Annotated in this window: 16 protein-coding genes; 7 read left to right on the forward strand and 9 right to left on the reverse strand. The window is 70.4% G+C overall.

Annotation, left to right across the window (positions count from 1 at the left end; translation table 11 throughout):
- Position 1: 1 nt before the first annotated feature.
- The 4 genes from E4V01_RS02725 to zwf all read right to left on the reverse strand — a co-directional run bounded on the left by E4V01_RS02725 (position 2) and on the right by zwf (position 5,720).
- On the reverse strand, positions 2-1,102 hold the full coding sequence (locus E4V01_RS02725) for an AAA family ATPase (protein ID WP_060769178.1): 1,101 nt from the start codon (positions 1,100-1,102) through the stop codon (positions 2-4).
- Positions 1,099-2,682 (reverse strand): DUF5691 domain-containing protein, encoded by a 1,584-nt coding sequence (locus tag E4V01_RS02730; protein ID WP_135297317.1) that lies wholly within the window; start codon positions 2,680-2,682, stop codon positions 1,099-1,101. The genes E4V01_RS02725 and E4V01_RS02730 overlap by 4 nt, the downstream gene beginning before the upstream one ends.
- Positions 2,682-4,049: an SWIM zinc finger family protein gene (locus E4V01_RS02735; protein WP_135297318.1), complete on the reverse strand. Its 1,368-nt coding sequence runs from the start codon at positions 4,047-4,049 to the stop codon at positions 2,682-2,684. Before E4V01_RS02735 ends, E4V01_RS02730 begins: the two co-directional genes overlap by 1 nt.
- 195 nt (positions 4,050-4,244) lie before the next feature.
- Positions 4,245-5,720, reverse strand: a complete 1,476-nt coding sequence (gene zwf, locus E4V01_RS02740) for a glucose-6-phosphate dehydrogenase (RefSeq protein ID WP_060769181.1) — start codon at positions 5,718-5,720, stop codon at positions 4,245-4,247.
- A gap of 142 nt (positions 5,721-5,862) precedes the next feature.
- Between zwf and E4V01_RS02745 the strand changes: the two genes are divergently transcribed.
- A complete protein-coding gene (locus E4V01_RS02745; protein ID WP_135297319.1) occupies positions 5,863-6,540 on the forward strand; it encodes a uracil-DNA glycosylase family protein in 678 nt (225 codons plus the stop codon).
- On the opposite strand, the gene E4V01_RS02750 is transcribed toward E4V01_RS02745, so the two are convergent.
- Positions 6,513-7,943: an alginate export family protein gene (locus E4V01_RS02750; RefSeq protein ID WP_245517399.1), complete on the reverse strand. Its 1,431-nt coding sequence runs from the start codon at positions 7,941-7,943 to the stop codon at positions 6,513-6,515. The genes E4V01_RS02745 and E4V01_RS02750 overlap by 28 nt on opposite strands.
- A gap of 611 nt (positions 7,944-8,554) precedes the next feature.
- Between E4V01_RS02750 and pyrF the strand changes: the two genes are divergently transcribed.
- Both pyrF and E4V01_RS02760 read left to right on the forward strand, forming a co-directional pair.
- On the forward strand, positions 8,555-9,253 hold the full coding sequence (gene pyrF, locus E4V01_RS02755) for an orotidine-5'-phosphate decarboxylase (RefSeq protein ID WP_060769184.1): 699 nt from the start codon (positions 8,555-8,557) through the stop codon (positions 9,251-9,253).
- 3 nt (positions 9,254-9,256) lie between these two features.
- Positions 9,257-9,601, forward strand: coding sequence for a DUF1330 domain-containing protein (locus tag E4V01_RS02760; RefSeq protein WP_135297321.1), 345 nt, complete (start codon positions 9,257-9,259; stop codon positions 9,599-9,601).
- Positions 9,602-9,620: 19 nt separating this feature from the next.
- On the opposite strand, the gene E4V01_RS02765 is transcribed toward E4V01_RS02760, so the two are convergent.
- The 3 genes from E4V01_RS02765 to dut all read right to left on the reverse strand — a co-directional run bounded on the left by E4V01_RS02765 (position 9,621) and on the right by dut (position 11,341).
- Positions 9,621-10,244, reverse strand: a complete 624-nt coding sequence (locus E4V01_RS02765; protein ID WP_060769186.1) for a TetR/AcrR family transcriptional regulator — start codon at positions 10,242-10,244, stop codon at positions 9,621-9,623.
- 222 nt (positions 10,245-10,466) lie between these two features.
- A complete protein-coding gene (locus E4V01_RS02770) occupies positions 10,467-10,667 on the reverse strand; it encodes a hypothetical protein (protein ID WP_060769187.1) in 201 nt (66 codons plus the stop codon).
- A 182-nt stretch (positions 10,668-10,849) separates the two neighbouring features.
- Positions 10,850-11,341 (reverse strand): dUTP diphosphatase, encoded by a 492-nt coding sequence (dut, locus tag E4V01_RS02775; protein ID WP_060769188.1) that lies wholly within the window; start codon positions 11,339-11,341, stop codon positions 10,850-10,852.
- 80 nt (positions 11,342-11,421) lie between these two features.
- Between dut and E4V01_RS02780 the strand changes: the two genes are divergently transcribed.
- From E4V01_RS02780 to E4V01_RS02790, 3 genes are all read left to right on the forward strand, one after another.
- Positions 11,422-12,225 carry a DUF429 domain-containing protein gene (locus tag E4V01_RS02780; RefSeq protein ID WP_135297322.1) on the forward strand — a complete coding sequence of 268 codons (804 nt, stop codon included), beginning with the start codon at positions 11,422-11,424 and terminating at the stop codon, positions 12,223-12,225.
- The gene (locus E4V01_RS02785; protein ID WP_135297323.1) at positions 12,222-12,746 is read left to right on the forward strand and encodes an NUDIX hydrolase; all 525 of its coding nucleotides are present in this window, start codon (positions 12,222-12,224) and stop codon (positions 12,744-12,746) included. Before E4V01_RS02780 ends, E4V01_RS02785 begins: the two co-directional genes overlap by 4 nt.
- Before the next feature lie 227 nt (positions 12,747-12,973).
- Entirely contained in the window at positions 12,974-13,660 is a 687-nt protein-coding gene (locus E4V01_RS02790; protein ID WP_060769191.1) for a carbonic anhydrase, read from the forward strand.
- A gap of 245 nt (positions 13,661-13,905) precedes the next feature.
- Here E4V01_RS02790 and E4V01_RS02795 read toward each other — a convergent pair whose 3' ends face one another.
- Positions 13,906-14,826, reverse strand: a complete 921-nt coding sequence (locus tag E4V01_RS02795) for a 3'(2'),5'-bisphosphate nucleotidase CysQ (protein WP_135297324.1) — start codon at positions 14,824-14,826, stop codon at positions 13,906-13,908.
- A gap of 384 nt (positions 14,827-15,210) precedes the next feature.
- Between E4V01_RS02795 and chpT the strand changes: the two genes are divergently transcribed.
- Positions 15,211-15,951 (forward strand): histidine phosphotransferase ChpT, encoded by a 741-nt coding sequence (chpT, locus tag E4V01_RS02800; protein WP_060769193.1) that lies wholly within the window; start codon positions 15,211-15,213, stop codon positions 15,949-15,951.
- The last annotated feature ends 143 nt before the right edge of the window (positions 15,952-16,094 follow it).

The raw sequence follows: 16,094 nt of genomic DNA on the forward strand, positions 1-16,094 counted from the left end.
GTCACGCGCTCGCGCGGGCGGCCTTGTAGAAATCCTTCCAGCCGTCGCGCTCCTTCACCACGGTTTCGAGATACTCGCGCCAGACGATGGCGTCCTGCACCGGGTCCTTCACCACGGCCCCACTGATCCCCGAGACGAGGTCGTGGGCCGAGAGGCGGCCGTCGCCGAAATGCGCGGCGAGCGCCAGCCCGCTGCCGACGACGCTGATCGCTTCGGCCGTCGAGAGCGTGCCCGAGGGCTGTTTCACCTTGCTCTTGCCATCCGCCGTCACCCCCTCGCGCAGCTCGCGAAAGATCGTGACGACGCGGCGGATCTGCTCGGCGCCCGGCGGCTCGGCGGGGATCTCGAAGGCGCGCCCGAGCGCGGCGACACGGGTTTCGACGATGGCGATCTCGGCCTCGATCGTGGCCGGCGGCGGCAGCACCACGGTGTTGAAGCGGCGCTTCAAGGCGCTCGACAACTCGTTGACGCCGCGGTCCCGGTTGTTGGCCGTGGCGATGAGGTTGAAGCCCTTCTGGGCCGCGACCTCCTCGTTCAGCTCGGGGATCGGCAGGGTCTTTTCCGAGAGGACGGTGATGAAGCTGTCCTGCGTCTCGGAGGGGATGCGGGTCAGTTCCTCGACGCGGGCGATGCGACCCTCGTTCATCGCCCGCATGATCGGCGAGGCCACCACCGCCTCGCGGCTCGGGCCCTTGGCCAGCAGCAGCGCGTAGTTCCAGCCGTAGCGGATCGCCTCCTCGCTGGTGCCGGCGGTGCCCTGCACGATCAGGCGCGATGTGCCGCAGATCGCGGCGGCCAGATGCTCGCTGACCCAGCTCTTGGCGGTGCCCGGCACGCCGAGCAGCAGCAGCGCCCGGTCGGTGGCGAGCGTGGCCACCGCGACCTCCATCAGGCGCCGGTCGCCGATATATTTCGGGCTGACCTCGAAGCCCGACGGGAGTTTGCCGCCGAGCAGGTAGGTGACGACGGCCTGCGGCGACATCTGCCAGTTCGGCGGGCGCGGCCGGTCGTCGGATTCGCGCAGGGCGGCGATCTCCTCGGCGAAGGCATCCTCGGCGGCTTGGCGCAGCTGCGCGGTCTTGACGGCGTGGGTCGATGTCATCCTTGAGCCGTTCCCCCTGTGGTGGTCTCCGGTCGGAAGTCGCGCCGGATCGCGGCGCGCAGTTCCAGCACGCCCGTCAATCCCGTGAGCTGCGTGCGCAGGCGGTCGCCGTCCTCCTCCGGCAGGCGTGCCAGGATGGCGGCGGCGGCGGCCGCGCTGTCGTCGCTTGGCCAGAGCCGGTTGCCGAGGCGGGCGATCACCCAGGGCTTGGCCAGATCGCGCCGCAGGGCGTCGGAACCGCGGGTGACGAAGGCGAGCCAGTCGAGCAGTACGGCGCTGAAGGACTCGGAAAAGTGCTCCGGGCCTTGGCCCAGCACGGCCAGCACCACCTCGATCTTGCGGGCGCGGATCAGGCCTGCGACCCGGGCCTCCCATTCGGCGTCTGGGAGAAGGTCGAGCGCCTCCGCCCACATCCCCAAAACCTCGTTGGTGCGGCGGACACCGGTGACCTTGCCCTCGTAGGCGTCCGCCGTGATGTCGGCCATTGCCTCCGCCCAGGCCGGGTCGCGTGTGCGCTTGGCTGCCGAGAACAGGCCGTGGAAGACCGGGTCGGCCCACTCGCTGCGCAAAGCGAGTTCGATCCAGAGCCGCGGCGGATGCTCGGCGAAGGCGTGGAGCGGCGCGCGCGCCAGGATTGCTCGCAGCAAGCCGGCCCGGGCACCGCCGCCGCGCCGCTCCCAGCTGTTCGCTTCGACGCCGTCACGGGCCAGTTCCGGGCTCTCCTCCGGCAGGGTGACGACGAGATTGTACGTGGTGCCGCCCAGCAGCTTGCGCTTGCTCTCGACGCTCAGCGCGGCCCGGGCGCGGGCCGCCATGCGCTCGGCAGAGCGCGAGCCGGGAAGGCTTGGCAGCAGGTGCTGCGCGGCGAGCCGCACCCCGCTCGCGCGGTCGTCGAGGCAAGCTTCGAGGAAGGGCTCGTCGACCGCCGACAGGCCGGTCGCCAGGGCGTGAACCAGGGCCTCGCGCGCATCGGCCTTCTCCTTGCGGAAGACCGGCTCCAGCGCGGCGCGGGCGCCTTCGGGATCGCGGGCGCGGAACGCGGTGAAGGCGGCGCGCCGCTCGGCCACCGTGCCCTCGGTCCAGTCCGAAGCCTCCGCCGCGTCCGATCCTTCGGCCGGGGCCTCGCCGCAGGCACGGGCGAGCCAGTCGAGTTCGGCGCCCACGACCGCCTGCGCCGTGGCGGGCAGGGTGCCGCGCTGCTGCATCAAGGCCTGGAGCAGCCAAGCGGGTGGGCGCGCGCCCGTGGCTGCGGCGAGTTCGAACCACTCCTCCACGCGGTCGCGCGCGCGAGTGCCCTCGGTGAGGAGGCCATAGAGCCGCGTCGCGGCGGCGGGCGGGCAGTCCGGCCCGAAGCGGCCGCGCTCCTCCGGCGGCGCCAGCGCCTCCGGCCCGAGTTCAAGACCGGCGAGGTGGTGGGCGCCCTCGGCGGCGAGCCGAGCCAGCAGGGCGGCGCCGGGATCGGCCTCGGCGACGAGGGCGGTCAGCGCCGAGGGCGCCGAGGGCGGGGCGCGCTCGGCCCCGAGCAGCGCGGCGGCGAGCGTCGGCTCCCAACCGTCCGGGGCACGTTCGGTCGCGTCCATCAGGCCACCTGCAGAAGGATGGGCTGCGAATCCTGCGCCGGCATCGCGTAGAGCCGGCCCTCCGCGATCAGGGCGAGGGGGCTCAGGCCGTAGCCGTCGTAGAGGCCGAACAGATCGACCGGGCGGCCTGCCGCCACCGCGAGCAGACTCGGCAGGCGCGGCTCGGCCCGCAGCGCGAGGCTGCCGGTGGCGTCGCCCGCCGCGAAGGCCGCCGCGCTGCCGGTGGCGAGGCGCCCGAGCCGCACGCTCCCCAGCCGCACCGGCCAGCGCTCGAGCCAGGGCGCACGCGACAGCATCTCGGAGAAGGCGTCCCGCGCCGCCGCGACGCTGGCCGCGCCGGGCAGCACAGCCTGTGCCGCCGGGCCGGCACGGCCCTCGCGGAAAACAGCGCGCAACGGCGGGTCGCCGGGCTGGAAGGCGAGCGCGCCGGAAAAATCCTGGCCGGCGGCGGGGGCCGGCGGCAGGGGCGAGCCCACGGTCCCGTAATCGATGACCTGGGCCAGGGCGCCGCTGGCGCGACCGATGAGCCAGACCGAGCGGGCGGTCAGCCGCTCCTCCTCCTCGACCGCATGGGCCATCACCGCCCAGCTATCGGCATGGTCCGGCCGGGCCGCCATCTCCTCGGCGGTGACGGGGTAGCCGAGCGCGGCGCGCACGCCCGCCGCCTGATCGGGCGACAGCGCATCGAGGCGGCGGGCGGCCCGGAGCAACAGGGCGAGCCGGCCGAGGCCGAGCCCGAGTGCGGCTTCCGGCCGGGGCGCGCCGGCCTGAGGCGCCGCCGCGATCAGCCCCGGCAGGGCACGCACCCGGCGGGCGAGGCCCGGCGCCTGCCCGTCCACGAGGCGCCCGGCCATGCTGTCCCAGAAGGCGTAGGGTTCGGCGCGCGCGGCCGCGAGGCCGCGCCGCATCAGGTCGCGCAGCCAGAGGTCGAGTTCGTCGCGTGCTGCCGCGACCCGGTCCTCGCGGGCCTGACGCCGCTTGGCCTGTGCCCGCTCGTCGACGGGCTTGGCGGGTTCCTTCGCCCGGGTCTCGGCCGCGGCGGCGCGGCTCTCGCGCCCCTTCATCCAGGCGGCGGCCCAGTCCGGCGGCTCGCCCTCGGCGATCGGAGCGCTCGCATCGACCAGCATCAGGCCGAGGCCGTGCTTGCAGGGAAACTTGCGGCTCGGGCAGGTGCATTTCGAGGACGGCCCGGCGAGATCCGCGACCGTGCGGTAGGGGCTCGCCCCGCTGCCCTTGATCTCGCCCCAGATCACCGTACCCGCCCGGCCGAGACCGGCCCATTTCTGCGGTTTTCCCTGATCCTGCCCGGCCTTGCGGCTCGACGCGTCGGGGGCGAGATCAAGGATTTGGGCAGTCGTCAGGCTCATGCGGCTCGCGTGGCTGAATGTCCGTCAGTCGAATCGTTGGACAACCAGATTAGACAGATCGGCTCGATGAGCAAGTTTTCCTGCGATCCCGCTTTTCGGTGAGCCGGCAATCGTCTTGACGACGGCTGATCTGTGACTAAGCTGAGAATTATTCCAATTTATCGCCCGAGGCACGAATCATTGCCTGCGGGACGCTCAGCCCTGCTCGTCGGTGTTGCGCCATTCCCGCTCGAAGGGCAGACGCCACGCCTGGGGTGCCACGAGCTGGTGGATCGATTTCGGGCCCCAGGAGCCCGGCGCGTAGAGCCGCACCGGCGGCGGCGCCTCGAGCAACGGCGTCGAGACCTCCCACAGCCGCTCGATGCCCTCGGCCGTGGTGAACAGGGTGTGGTCGCCGCGCATGGCGTCGAGGATCAGCCGCTCATAGGCCTCCAGCACCTCGCCCATGAGGCCGGTATCCTTCATGTTGAACTGGAGCGAGAGCTTGTCGAGCCGCATGCCCGGCCCCGGCCGCTTGCCGTAGAACGACAGCGACATCTTCGAGGCGTCGGCCAGATCGAAGGTGAGATGGTCGGGCCCCTGCGCACCGACCCCCGAATTGACCGGGAACATGCTTTTGGGCGGCTCGCGGAAGGCGATCGAGATGATGCGCTGCCCCTCCGCCATCCGCTTGCCGGTGCGCAGGAAGAACGGCACCCCGGCCCAGCGCCAGTTGTCGATGCGGCACTTGAGGGCGATGAAGGTCTCGGTGTCCGATTGCGGATCGACGCCGGGCTCGGCGCGGTAGCCGGCATATTGTCCCCGCACCACCTCGCGCGGGTCGAGCGGGAGCATCGAGCGGAACACCTTGTTCTTCTCTTCCGAGATCGGGCCGGGTTCCAGCGAGGTCGGCGGCTCCATCGCCATGAAGCCGAGGATCTGGAACAGGTGGGTCACCACCATGTCGCGATAGGCGCCGGTCGCCTCGTAGAAGGCGGCGCGGGTGCTGAGCCCCAGCGTCTCCGGCACGTCGATCTGCACGTGGTCGATGAAGGTGCGGTTCCAGATCGGCTCGAACAGACCGTTGGCGAAGCGGAAGGCCAGGATGTTCTGCGCCGGCTCCTTGCCGAGGAAGTGGTCGATGCGGAAGATCTGGTCCTCGGAAAAAACCTCGTGCAGCCGATCGTTGAGCGCCACTGCGCTCTCCAGATCGGTGCCGAACGGCTTCTCCATGACGATGCGCGAGCCCGCGGCCAGATCCGCCTCGGCGAGCAGGTGCACCACGGTGAGCGCCGCGGCCGGCGGCACGCTGAGGTAGTGCAGGCGCCGACTCTCCTGCCCGAAGCTCGCCTCGGCCCGGGCCACCGCCGCGGCGAGCGCTTCGGCGCCGGCGGAGAGCGGCACGTAGTCGAGCCGCTCGGCGAAGGCCGCCCATTCCCCGGCCCCGGCCTGGCGGGTGAAGAACTGGTCGATCGCCTTGTGCGCACGTTCGCGGAACGCCTCGACGCCGATGTCGTCCAGCGACACGCCGACGATGCGCAGGTCTGGGATGAAGCCGGCACTGAACAGGTGGAACAGGCCGGGCAGCAGCTTTCGCTGGGCAAGGTCGCCGGTGGCGCCGACGAGGACGACGACCTGCGGATATTTCGGGCCGACGCCCGCCCCCAGCCGTGACGCGCGCGATCCTGCCAAGCGGGGCCTCCATCGGCGCGCCCGAGATGCGCGCCATGAGTGAGGTAGGGCCGGCGCGATTCGTGCCAAGCTTGTTCGGACGTAACGGATTGGGCGCGGTGCCGCATCGCGCCGCCGGATGATCCACCCCATTTCCGGGGCGATGTCCGCCACTCCTGATCACTTCGACGCCACCGTCGCTCGCCTGCGCGCCTGCCGGATCTGCCGCGACGCGCCCCTCTACGGCGTGCCCCTGCCGCATGAGCCGCGGCCCGTGGTTCAGGGCTCGACCACCGCGCGGCTGCTGATCGCGAGCCAGGCGCCGGGCAACCGGGCGCATCGCAGCGGCATCCCGTTCAGCGACCCGTCCGGCCGGCGCCTGCGGGCGTGGCTCGGGCTCGACGAGGCGGAATTCTACGATCCCAGACGGGTGGCGATCCTGCCGATGGGCGCCTGCTTTCCCGGCCTCGACGCCAAGGGCGGCGACCGGCCACCGCGGCGGGAATGCGCGCCGACCTGGCGGGCCGACCTCCTCGCCGGGCTGCCGCAGCTCGATCTGATCCTGGTGATCGGCCAGTACGCCCAAGCCTGGCATCTCGGGCCGCGGCCCGGCGGCCTCACCGAGACGGTCGCCCGCTGGCGCGAGATCCTCGCGGCCTCGGCGCGACCGCGGGTGCTGCCCCTGCCCCACCCCTCCTGGCGCAACAACGGCTGGCTCCGCACGAATCCGTGGTTCGAGGCGGAGCTGCTGCCGGTGCTGCGCGCCGAGGTGGCGGCGGCGATGGCGGGTGAACCGCCGGCCCCGCGTTCGGCTCAGAAGAAGAACGTCGTCGTCATGTAGCCGTAGATCGTGTCGCCGGTGTTCGGCGCGTTGGGCGCATTGCGCAGGACGTCGCCCTTGAGGAGGTAGGCGACGCCGCTGTCGAGCACGATCGAGCGCGGCACCAGCCAGTAGCGCACCCGCCCCTCGAGCTGGTGCCCGGCGAAGGTGCCGGAGCGGCCGGTCCGGTCCCGCACGCCGGTGGCGGCGAAGCTGTCGGTCGGGTTTTCGAGCCAGAGGGTGCGGTAATCGATGAAGGCGTCCCAATCGGGGTCCGGCGCGACCTCGAACCGGACGCCCGGCGAGATCAGGTTCGCCCGCTGCACGGCGCCGTAGAGGCTCGTCGGGCCGTAATCGAAGCGCCGCGCGCCGTAGAGTGTGTCGAAGCGGGTGTAGCTGTTGGGGTTGGCGCTGTCGCCGCTGGCGTGGTCGTAGTGGAGCGAGATCCGGGGCGCCCAGGCGGTCTTGAAGGTGTAGCCGGCCTCCGCGTGCACGAAGTAGGCCGAGACGGGCACGTCGGTCACGTCGGTGACGGCGGCGGTGTTGCGCGCGACGCCGAGCTGACCGATCACTTCGAGTTCGTGGTCGAACTGCCCCGGCTTGGGCACGCGGTAGAGCCGGAAGCCCGGCGTGAACAGGCGCCGGTCCCGGGTCTGGATGCCTTCGAGCTGCGAGCCGGAATCGCGTTCGAGCAGGCCGAAGCCGTAGGCTTCCAGGATGCCGCCGAGCACGCCCGCCTTGGTGAAGATGCCACCGAAGAGCTGCGTGTCGAGACCCTCGTGATCCCACGCGATGCTGTTGCTGAGGAGGCCGGCGCGATCATCCGGCAGCCGGTAATGCGGCAGGGTGTAGAACAGGCGCAGCCGGTCCTTGGCCGCGTTCTCCCAATCATAGGCGATGCCGGTGAAGGCGTTGATGGTGTTGCGGAACTGGTTGCGGGCGATGAGGCGGCGCGAGCCGACATTCTGCGTGAAGCGCCCGACGGTGAGCGTGCTCACGGTGCCAAGGCCCGCGGCATCCGCCATGTCGAAGCCGAGATAGGCTTGGCCGAGTTCGAACGCGTTCACCTCGGTGGTCGCGATGGAGTTCGAGTTCCGGCGCTGAAAATAGGCCCGGCTGTCGAAGATCTCGCCGCCGAACCGGACCGGGCCGCTGTCGTACTCGGCAAACAACGTGGTCTGCATCGAGAACAGGTCGTTGGTGGCCGGCGCGGGGGCGGGGCGGAACTGCCCGCCGAGCCCTTCGGCCCGCGGCCGGAAGCTGCCGTAGATCTTCCAGTTCTCGGGTTTGCCGAGCGCCTCGTAGAGGGCGAAGTACGGCTTCAGCTGCAGGGTCTGGCCGGGCGCGACCTGAGCCGCCCCCTGGGCGGCGGCCGCCGCCGGAACGAGGGCGCTCAGAAGGGCCGCGAGACGGATCGACCGCATCCCCGGCTGGCGCGATGCTGTGCCCCGAGGGGCGGAGCCTCGGCCCGACCGGATCGCATCGCCCCGCCTCTCGAGGACGCTCGATGGATGGGCTCGCCCGTGGGCAGCCCCGAAAACACCAAACACAGGAACCCTCGGCACTGAAAATCTTGTCGGATCGCTTCGAATTATGCGTGTAAGTAGCTGATGTTAAAACAGAAACTTGTACCAATTTTCCAAGGGACGGGAGGAGTTCCTCATAAGCCCAAGCTTCAACGATAAGAAGATTTTTCCGTCGATCCCCTACGTCCGAGAAAGATTTTTAATCCGACGCACGAGCCGGAATCCGTGACACGTCACGGGTTCCGCCGCGATCTCCCGGCCCACCTGCTCGCGGAGGAGCGCCGCCGCGCGGCGAAGGATGCGGCCGGAAAGCGGCCGGCGAAAGCCGTGCGGCGGGCCTTCTCGATCCTTCGCGTGCCGCGCAAAATGCCCGTTCGCCGGACCGTACGCACGCGGACGGTGACGGTGCGGCGGGCGTTATGTGAGAGACACGAGGGGCGATCCGGCGTTGACAGGCGGCCCCCCTTGGGAGGATCGCTGCCGCCGCCTGTGCCACGAACGAGAGCCCGATGCCGGAGCCTGCCGACCCTCGCGACCGCCTGATCGTCGCCCTCGACCTGCCCGACGTGGAGCAGGCGGAGCGGCTCGTCGCGCGCATCGGCGACGCGGCGACCTTCTACAAGATCGGCTACCGGCTGGCCTATGCGGGCGGGCTCGCTTTCGCCGCGCGGCTGGCGGGCCAGGGCAAGAAGACCTTTCTCGATCTCAAGCTCCACGACATCGGCAACACCGTGGAGGAGGGGGTGCGCTCGGCCTCCGCCCTGGGCGCGACCTTCCTCACCGTGCACGCCTATCCGCAGACCATGCGCGCGGCCGTGCGCGGACGGGGGCTGAGCCTGAAGATTCTCGCCGTCACCGTGCTGACCTCCTACGATGACGCCGACGCGGCGGAAGCCGGCTACGCACTCTCCGTCGCCGACCTCGTGGCGCGCCGTGCGGAGCAGGCGGCTGAGATCGGCATCGACGGGATCGTCTGCTCGGCAGTGGAAGCCGCCGCGGTCCGCGGAAAAATCGGCCCGTCGGGGCTGATCGTGACGCCCGGCATCCGCCCGGCGGGCGCGGAGGCCGGCGACCAGAAGCGGGTGATGACGCCGGGGCAGGCGCGGGCGGCGGGCATCGACCATGTGGTGGTCGGACGCCCGATCACCGGAGCCGACGACCCCCGCGCGGTCGCTCAGAGAATCGTTGCCGAGATGGAGGACGTTTAAGACATGGCCAAGGGTTTCTGGATCGTGCGGGTCGATGTGAGCGACGCGGAGGCCTACAAGGCCTATGCGGCCGCCAACGGCGCCGCCTTCGCCCGGTTCGGCGGGCGTTTCCTCGTGCGCGGCGGCGCCTTCGAAGCGGTGGCGGGGCAGGCGCGGGCGCGCAACGTCATCGTCGAGTTTCCGAGCTACGACGACGCCCTCGCCTGCTGGAACTCCGACCTCTACCAATCCGCCCGCGCCCTGCAGAAGGGCGGCGCCGAGGCCGACATCCTGGTGATCGAAGGGTATGACGGACCGCAGCCCGTCGTCTCCGAGCCCTCGCCGACGCCGGGCACCGCGTCGGAGTAGATCCTCGCGTCGGGCGGGTTCAGCCGCCCGACCGCAGGGCGCCGAGCAGGAAGGCGATCATCACCGGCAGCGGCGGATCGATCGTGTTGGGCTGGCGGCCCACCAGCATCGGGTGGCAGTAGCGGGTGATCCCGGCCTGCAGGCAGGCCGCCGCGCTCTTCGGGTCGGCGACGGTGAAGGCGCCCTCGCGCACGCCGTCGGCCACCACCCGCGCCAGTACTGCGCCGATGCGATCGACATGCGCTTGGCAGACGCCCCAGCTCTCGCTCATCGCCGCCTCGACCATTTCGTGGACGCGCGGATGTGCCTCGAAGCGGCGGCGGCAATCGTCGTGGAGCGCGGTGATGATCCGGGCGAGCCGCTCGGGCGCGTCGCGTTTCGGCGCATCGGCGATCGCGACGATCATCGCCTCGATCTCGGCGGTCAATTGCTCGACCACCGCCTCGTTGATCGCCTTCTTCGATTCGAAGAAGCGATAGACGTTGGCCGGACTCATCTTGAGGGTGCGGGCGATGTCGGCGACCGTGGTCTTCTGATAGCCGATGTCCTGGAACGAGCGGGCCGCCGCCTCCACGATCCGGTCACGCGTCGTCGGCGCGGCTTCGCTGGACGAAGGAAGAATCTGGGCCGTGGCGGCGGGCATCGTCGTCGGTACCTAAGCTTCGACTCCGGCTGCTTTGAACACTTGCGAGTCCGGTCATCCGGTCCTCAAAGCGGAATTGTGCGAGCCGTTCCACACACAAGCTCTTAGCCGGTGAAAGAACGCTGAAAAAATGCTTCGGCCGCACGCGGGATGCCGACCCGCGCCGATCCTGCCGCAGAGCCTGGAAACCGGCGGAACCCTGTCAGATCCTGAGACGAGCCGTCAGGAGCCGAATTGCGAGCCGAGCTGTTCGAGATACTCGGCCAAGTCGAGGCCGCCGACGCGCCGACCGTACTCGAACCGCATCCCGCGCCGGATATCGACCTGGGTGGATCGGGTGTTGAGCGTGAAGGGTTTCACACAGATCCAGGCGCCGTCGCTACGGTGCTCGAAGAAACCGAGGATGTCGTGGGGGGCGGCCATGGTTCGTCTCGCAGGTGGATGCGGGGAACCAACGGGATGCGGACAAAAGAGTTCAATCGTTCCGGTGCCGTTTCTCTCGAGCAAGCTTGTCCGATCGATAGCTTGAGCTTCGAATGGCCAAGCTTGTACTGAAATTCACCGAAGATCGTCGGCGAGGTGGGTTCCGGTGACTGAGCCGGCTTTCAGCGCCGGCCGGTCGAGCCGAAACCGCCCTGCCCCCGGCTCCCCTGCCTGTTTGGCTCCGGCGCACCGTCGCAGATCTCGAAATCCGGCCGCAGGACGCGGGTGAAGACGAGTTGGGCGATGCGCTCCCCCGGCTCGATACGGATCGCCGCGCCGCTGCCGGGTGGGTTGCGGTTCCAGGCGGAGATCAGGAGCGGGCCCTCGTAATCGGCATCGATCACCCCGGTGCCGTTGCCGAGCACCAAGCCCTCCCGGTGCCCGAGGCCGGAGCGGGCGAAGACCAGTCCGCACCAGTCGGATTCGCCGATCCGCAGCGAGAAGCCGGCCGGGATCAGCGCGGGCGGCGCCTGCGGCTCCAGCACCAGGGGGGCGTCGAGGCAGGCATGCAGATCGAGCCCCGCGGCCGCAGCGCTGCCCCAGCGGGGAAAGCCCCATCCGGTGAGCCGCGGATCGAGGATGTGAAGGCCGACCTTCGAAGCGGATTGTGACAAAGGGTTCCTCTCGACGGCCGCGCGGGACTGCGGGAAGACCTTTCTCCGAAGCGGCGGCGTGGAGCAATCGGGGTGAGCGGATGACACGCTGGGTGGCGGGGCTGGATGGGTGCCGTGGAGCCTGGGCGGGCGCCTTGCTCGATCTCGACGATCCGGCGCGCTGGCGCTGTGCCCGCTTCCCGCGGGTGATCGACCTGCTCGACGGGCCGGAGGCTCCGGTCTGCGTCGGCATCGACGTGCCGATCGGCCTGCCCGACCGGGTGAGCGGGGGACGCTCGGCCGACCGGGCGGCGCGGGCGTTTCTCGGGGCGGGGCGTTCCAGCGTCTTCCCGGTGCCGCCCCGCGCAGCGGTCTATGCCGAGAGCTACGACGAGGCGAAGGCCCTGTCGCGGGCGCATTCGGAGCCGCCCTTCGCGCCCTCGATCCAGTGCTGGAACATCCTGCGCTCCGTGCGGGAAGCCGACGAACTCCTGCGCGCGCGGTCCGATCTCGTGACGCGCCTGCACGAGGTGCATCCGGAGGTCGCCTTCTTCCGCCTCAACGGCGAGCGGCGTCTCGGGGCCGGCAAGAAGGGCCCGGCCCGTGCCGAGGGTCTTGCCGCACGCCGGGCCCTCCTGATCGCGGCCGGGCTGCCCGCGGCGATGGTCGGTTCGCCGCCGCCTCCGGGTGTCGCTGCCGACGACCATCTCGACGCCATGGCCGCCCTCGTCGTCGCCCGCGACATCGCCGAAGACCGCGCCGAGCCGCTTCCCAACGCGATCGAGCGCGACAACTATGGCCTGCCGATCGTGATCTGGGCGCCCGCGCCTCTTCCTGCGCCTCTTCCTGAGCCCCTTCCCGCGCCGCAACCGGTGCCCCTTGCCATGAGGAGTCGAGCCCCGTGACCGATCACCCCGACGCGGATCCACCGACCCGCGACATCGCCCGCGCCTTGGTCTTCGATCCTTCGAACCGCCTTCTCCTGATCGAGTACGAAGCGCTGCGCCCGATCAATCCTTCCGATCCCGATGCCCGCGGCTTCTGGTTCATGCCCGGCGGCGGGCTGGAGCCGGGCGAGAACCACGAGGAGGCGTGCCGGCGCGAACTCTCGGAGGAGATCGGCGTCGCGGAGGTGGAACTCGGACCCTGCGTCGCCGTCTGCGACGGGCCGTTCCACCTGTTCCGCAAGCCGCGTCATGCCCGCGAGCGCTACTTCGTGGTCCGGCTCGCGAGCGACAGCGTCGATACGAGCCGGCTGGCCGAGACCGAGGACAATCCCGTGCGCGGCACCCGGTGGTGGCCGCTCGATGAACTCGCCGCCTCGGCCGAGCGCGTCGAACCCGCAGGACTGGCCGAGCTGGCGCAACGAATCGCCGCCGGCGACGTTCCGGATCAGCCCGTTCGCCTCACTTGGCGAGACGCTTGAGCCTCCTTTCACGGCATGCCGGCCACCCCGTGCGGCGAGCACGCCGATGCGTGGAAGCCGCGCGCGCTTGCCCGGCCAGCACCAGGGATCGGCTCCCCCGGCTTTCGCCTGCGCCGTCGGCCACACGCCATGTGCGCAAGCGCATCCGCCGGAGGGGATGGATTCGGCGGGTCAGACCGTTTGGTAAGCGCGTCACCAACACAGCAAGGATGAAAGGACAACCGCCCATGTTTCCTCAGGTTCTGACCGACGGTTACCGCAGCTTCCTTGGCGAGCGGCTGCCGAACGAACGGCGCAAGTACGAGACGCTCGGCAAGGAAGGCCAGGAGCCTGAAGTGCTTCTGATCGGCTGCTGCGACAGCCGCGTCGCCCCGGAAGTGATCTTCGATACGGGCCCGGGCCAGATCTTCACGATCCGCAACGTGGCCAACATCGTGCCGCCCGCCGAGCGCGACGGCGGCTATCACGGCACCTCTTCGGCGATCGAGTTCGCGGTGCAGGCACTGAAGGTGAAGCACATCGTCGTGCTCGGCCACGCCACCTGCGGCGGCATCAAGGCGGCCGGTCTCGGCGCCGACCCGCTCTCCGCGGGCAACTTCATCGGCCGCTGGGTCTCGCTGGTGAAGCCGGCCAAGGAGAAACTCACCGCATCCGGCGACACCCCGGACAAGGACGGCTTCCTCACCCGCCTCGAATACACGATGATCGGGCAGAGCCTCGAGAACCTGATGACCTTCGACTTCATCCGCGAGGCGGTCGAGGCGGGCAAGCTGCATCTGCACGGCGCGCATTTCGGCATCGAGACGGGTGAACTGCGCATCCGCGATCCGAAGACCGGCGAGTTCGAATCCGTGGTCTCCCGCGACGGCCAGACGCTCGCGGCGTCCGCCCTGATCGGCTGCACCGCGGCTTAAAACAGCCTGTGTGAGGTCTTCTGCGGCCGTCCCCATCGGTCTCGTTATGCCAACACGAGGTCCGCTCGGCGGGGAGCCGGGTGGAGAGCCGGTGCAGGCAGGCCTGGACGAGGCGGTCCGCTCTCCGGAGCGGGCCGTCTCGTCGGGACGTCGGGATGCGACGCCGACCCGCGGGGGCTCGTGGGAATCGGTTGGCATTGGCGGACGGGCGGCGGGGCGAGCGCTGCCGACCGGCTTTGCGCCTTCTATTCCTGCCCGGCGGCCTCGACCGCCCCCGCGCGGCGCCGGTCGAAATAGGACACGGCGCTCTGCTGCGGCAGGGCGAGCGCGTCGCGGTAGGCCGCCGAGGCGAGCGCCGCGAAGGGGCCGTTGCGGTAGAAGCGGGCATGGTGGCCGTAGGTGATCGTGGCGCCGTCGGGCCCGACGACGTGCCCGCCGGCCATGGTCAGCACGTGGTCGCCGGCCGCCGTGTCCCACTCCATGGTGGGGACGCAGCGCACGTAGATGTCCGCCTCGCCCGCCGCGATCAGGCAGAACTTGAGCGCCGAGGAAGCGACCCGCCGCTCGCCGACCGGCAGCCGTTCCAGGCAGGCATCGGTGTCGCTGTCGCCGTGCAGGCGGCTGACGAGGGCGACGAGACCGTCGGCGGGGGCCGGGCGCACGCTCACCGGCCGGAACGCGCCCGGCCGCCCCTCGCGGATCGGCGCCTCGCGGGCGGTGGTGCCCGCCGCCCAGACCCGGCCGAGCCCCGGCGCCGCCAAAGCGGCGGCGACCGGGCGGTCTCCCTGAATGAGGCCGATATTGACGCAGTACTGTTCGCTGCCGGCCAGGAAGTCGCGGGTGCCGTCGAGCGGATCGACGAGGAAGAACAGCGAGGCGGGCTGCGCGGTGCAGGAGGTCTCCTCGGCGATCACCGGGATGCCGGGGAAAGCGTGTCCCAGGGCCGTGACGATCAGCTCCTCGGAGCGGGTGTCGGCGAGGCTGGCCGGCGAGCCGTCGGGCTTGATGACGTGCGGGCAGTCGCTGCCGTGATACCCCCGCAGGATGCGCCCGGCCTCGCAGGCGATTCCGGCCAGTTGCTCCGCGATGGCGTCCCGCATCGCGGCCGGAACGGGGGCCGTCAGGGATGCCGGCGGGACGGCCAGGGTGGGAGCGGGGGCGGTCATCGCAATGTCTTCAATGAAGGAAAGGGGCTTGTCGATCCGAAGCCTGAGCAAATCCGGTGCGCAAGCCTGCGTGACCCGGTCCCCATGAGCGCCGGTTGCGGCGAATTGGGGACACCTGTGCCGTCGCGGCGGCCTTGTCCGGGAAAGGCACGCCGCAATGGGGATCGACGATTGGCCGTGGCGCCCTCGCGCGCGACCGGCGAGCCGGACGGATTGATGTCGCCGGCTTTCCAAAGCGGCCGCCGGTGACTATTCGCTTGGCCCTATCCGGTGTCCGCGGCATCCGAGGGGGCAGGCCACCTCCGCGATCGACGACACCTCGCGACACCACTTTCGAATAGCCGGTTTCGACAACCGGGAACGGAGCGCGCCATGAGCGGTAGTATGAGCGGTACCAGCAGCCTCACCCTCGACGCCCTCGATCTCTCGGCGCTGCTGTGCTCGCGCGTGTGCCACGATGTGATCAGCCCGATCGGCGCGATCGTGAACGGGCTCGAAGTGCTGGAGGACGACGACGACCCCTCGATGCGCGAATTCGCGCTGGAGTTGATCCGCAAGAGCGCGCGCACTGCCTCGGCCCGGATCCAGTTCGCCCGTATCGCCTTCGGCGCGGCGGGCTCGGCCGGCGCCTCGATCGATCTGGCCGATGCCGAGAAGGTCTCGAAGGCCATGTTCGCCGACGAGAAGACGCAGATCGCCTGGAGCGCGCCTCAGGCGCTGTTTCCGAAGAACAAGGTCAAGCTGCTGCTCAACCTCGTGGTGATCGCCTCGAGCGCGATCCCGCGCGGCGGCCTGATCGACGTGGCGGTGACCGGCGGCGGCGATGCTCCGCGCTTCATCCTGCGCGCCAAGGGCAGCCATGCGCGCATCCCGCCCCATGTCGAGGGGCTGATCGCCGGCACGCCCGAGGGCGGCACCGTCGATGCCCACGGCATCCTGCCGTTCTATGCCGGTCTCGTCGCCCGCGCGGCGGCGATGGACGTGCGCTTCACCATCGAGGGCGACGAGGTGACGGTCGCCGCCACGCCGACCGAGGCCGCGGTCGGGCTGCCCGGCGCCCCCGCCCCCAGCATCGAGGACGAGCGCCCCTCCGACAGCGCCCCGCCGGATACGCAGCTCGCCTGACGCGGCCGACGCCGCCACCATCCCACGGGAAAGCAAGCCGAGGCGGGTTCGCGCAAATTCTTGCAGCCGTCTTCTCAAAACAATTGTGAAGTCGGCCCCACCCTCAACGCTTCAATAACTTTCCGAGGCGAGAGTGCTCGTCG

Origin of the sequence: Methylorubrum sp. Q1 (genome assembly GCF_004683995.1) — a bacterium.
In the GTDB taxonomy this organism is placed as follows: Bacteria; Pseudomonadota; Alphaproteobacteria; order Rhizobiales; family Beijerinckiaceae; genus Methylobacterium.

Bases quoted from the DNA above. Each gene is read 5' to 3' on its own strand.
- E4V01_RS02725 (WP_060769178.1), bottom strand. From the start codon at position 1,102: ATGACATCGACCCACGCCGTCAAGACCGCGCAGCTGCGCCAAGCCGCC.
- E4V01_RS02730 (WP_135297317.1), bottom strand. From the start codon at position 2,682: ATGGACGCGACCGAACGTGCCCCGGACGGTTGGGAGCCGACGCTCGCC.
- E4V01_RS02735 (WP_135297318.1), bottom strand. From the start codon at position 4,049: ATGAGCCTGACGACTGCCCAAATCCTTGATCTCGCCCCCGACGCGTCG.
- E4V01_RS02745 (WP_135297319.1), top strand. From the start codon at position 5,863: ATGTCCGCCACTCCTGATCACTTCGACGCCACCGTCGCTCGCCTGCGC.
- E4V01_RS02750 (WP_245517399.1), bottom strand. From the start codon at position 7,943: ATGCGGTCGATCCGTCTCGCGGCCCTTCTGAGCGCCCTCGTTCCGGCG.
- pyrF (WP_060769184.1), top strand. From the start codon at position 8,555: ATGCCGGAGCCTGCCGACCCTCGCGACCGCCTGATCGTCGCCCTCGAC.
- E4V01_RS02760 (WP_135297321.1), top strand. From the start codon at position 9,257: ATGGCCAAGGGTTTCTGGATCGTGCGGGTCGATGTGAGCGACGCGGAG.
- E4V01_RS02765 (WP_060769186.1), bottom strand. From the start codon at position 10,244: ATGCCCGCCGCCACGGCCCAGATTCTTCCTTCGTCCAGCGAAGCCGCG.
- E4V01_RS02770 (WP_060769187.1), bottom strand. From the start codon at position 10,667: ATGGCCGCCCCCCACGACATCCTCGGTTTCTTCGAGCACCGTAGCGAC.
- E4V01_RS02780 (WP_135297322.1), top strand. From the start codon at position 11,422: ATGACACGCTGGGTGGCGGGGCTGGATGGGTGCCGTGGAGCCTGGGCG.
- E4V01_RS02790 (WP_060769191.1), top strand. From the start codon at position 12,974: ATGTTTCCTCAGGTTCTGACCGACGGTTACCGCAGCTTCCTTGGCGAG.
- E4V01_RS02795 (WP_135297324.1), bottom strand. From the start codon at position 14,826: ATGACCGCCCCCGCTCCCACCCTGGCCGTCCCGCCGGCATCCCTGACG.
- chpT (WP_060769193.1), top strand. From the start codon at position 15,211: ATGAGCGGTACCAGCAGCCTCACCCTCGACGCCCTCGATCTCTCGGCG.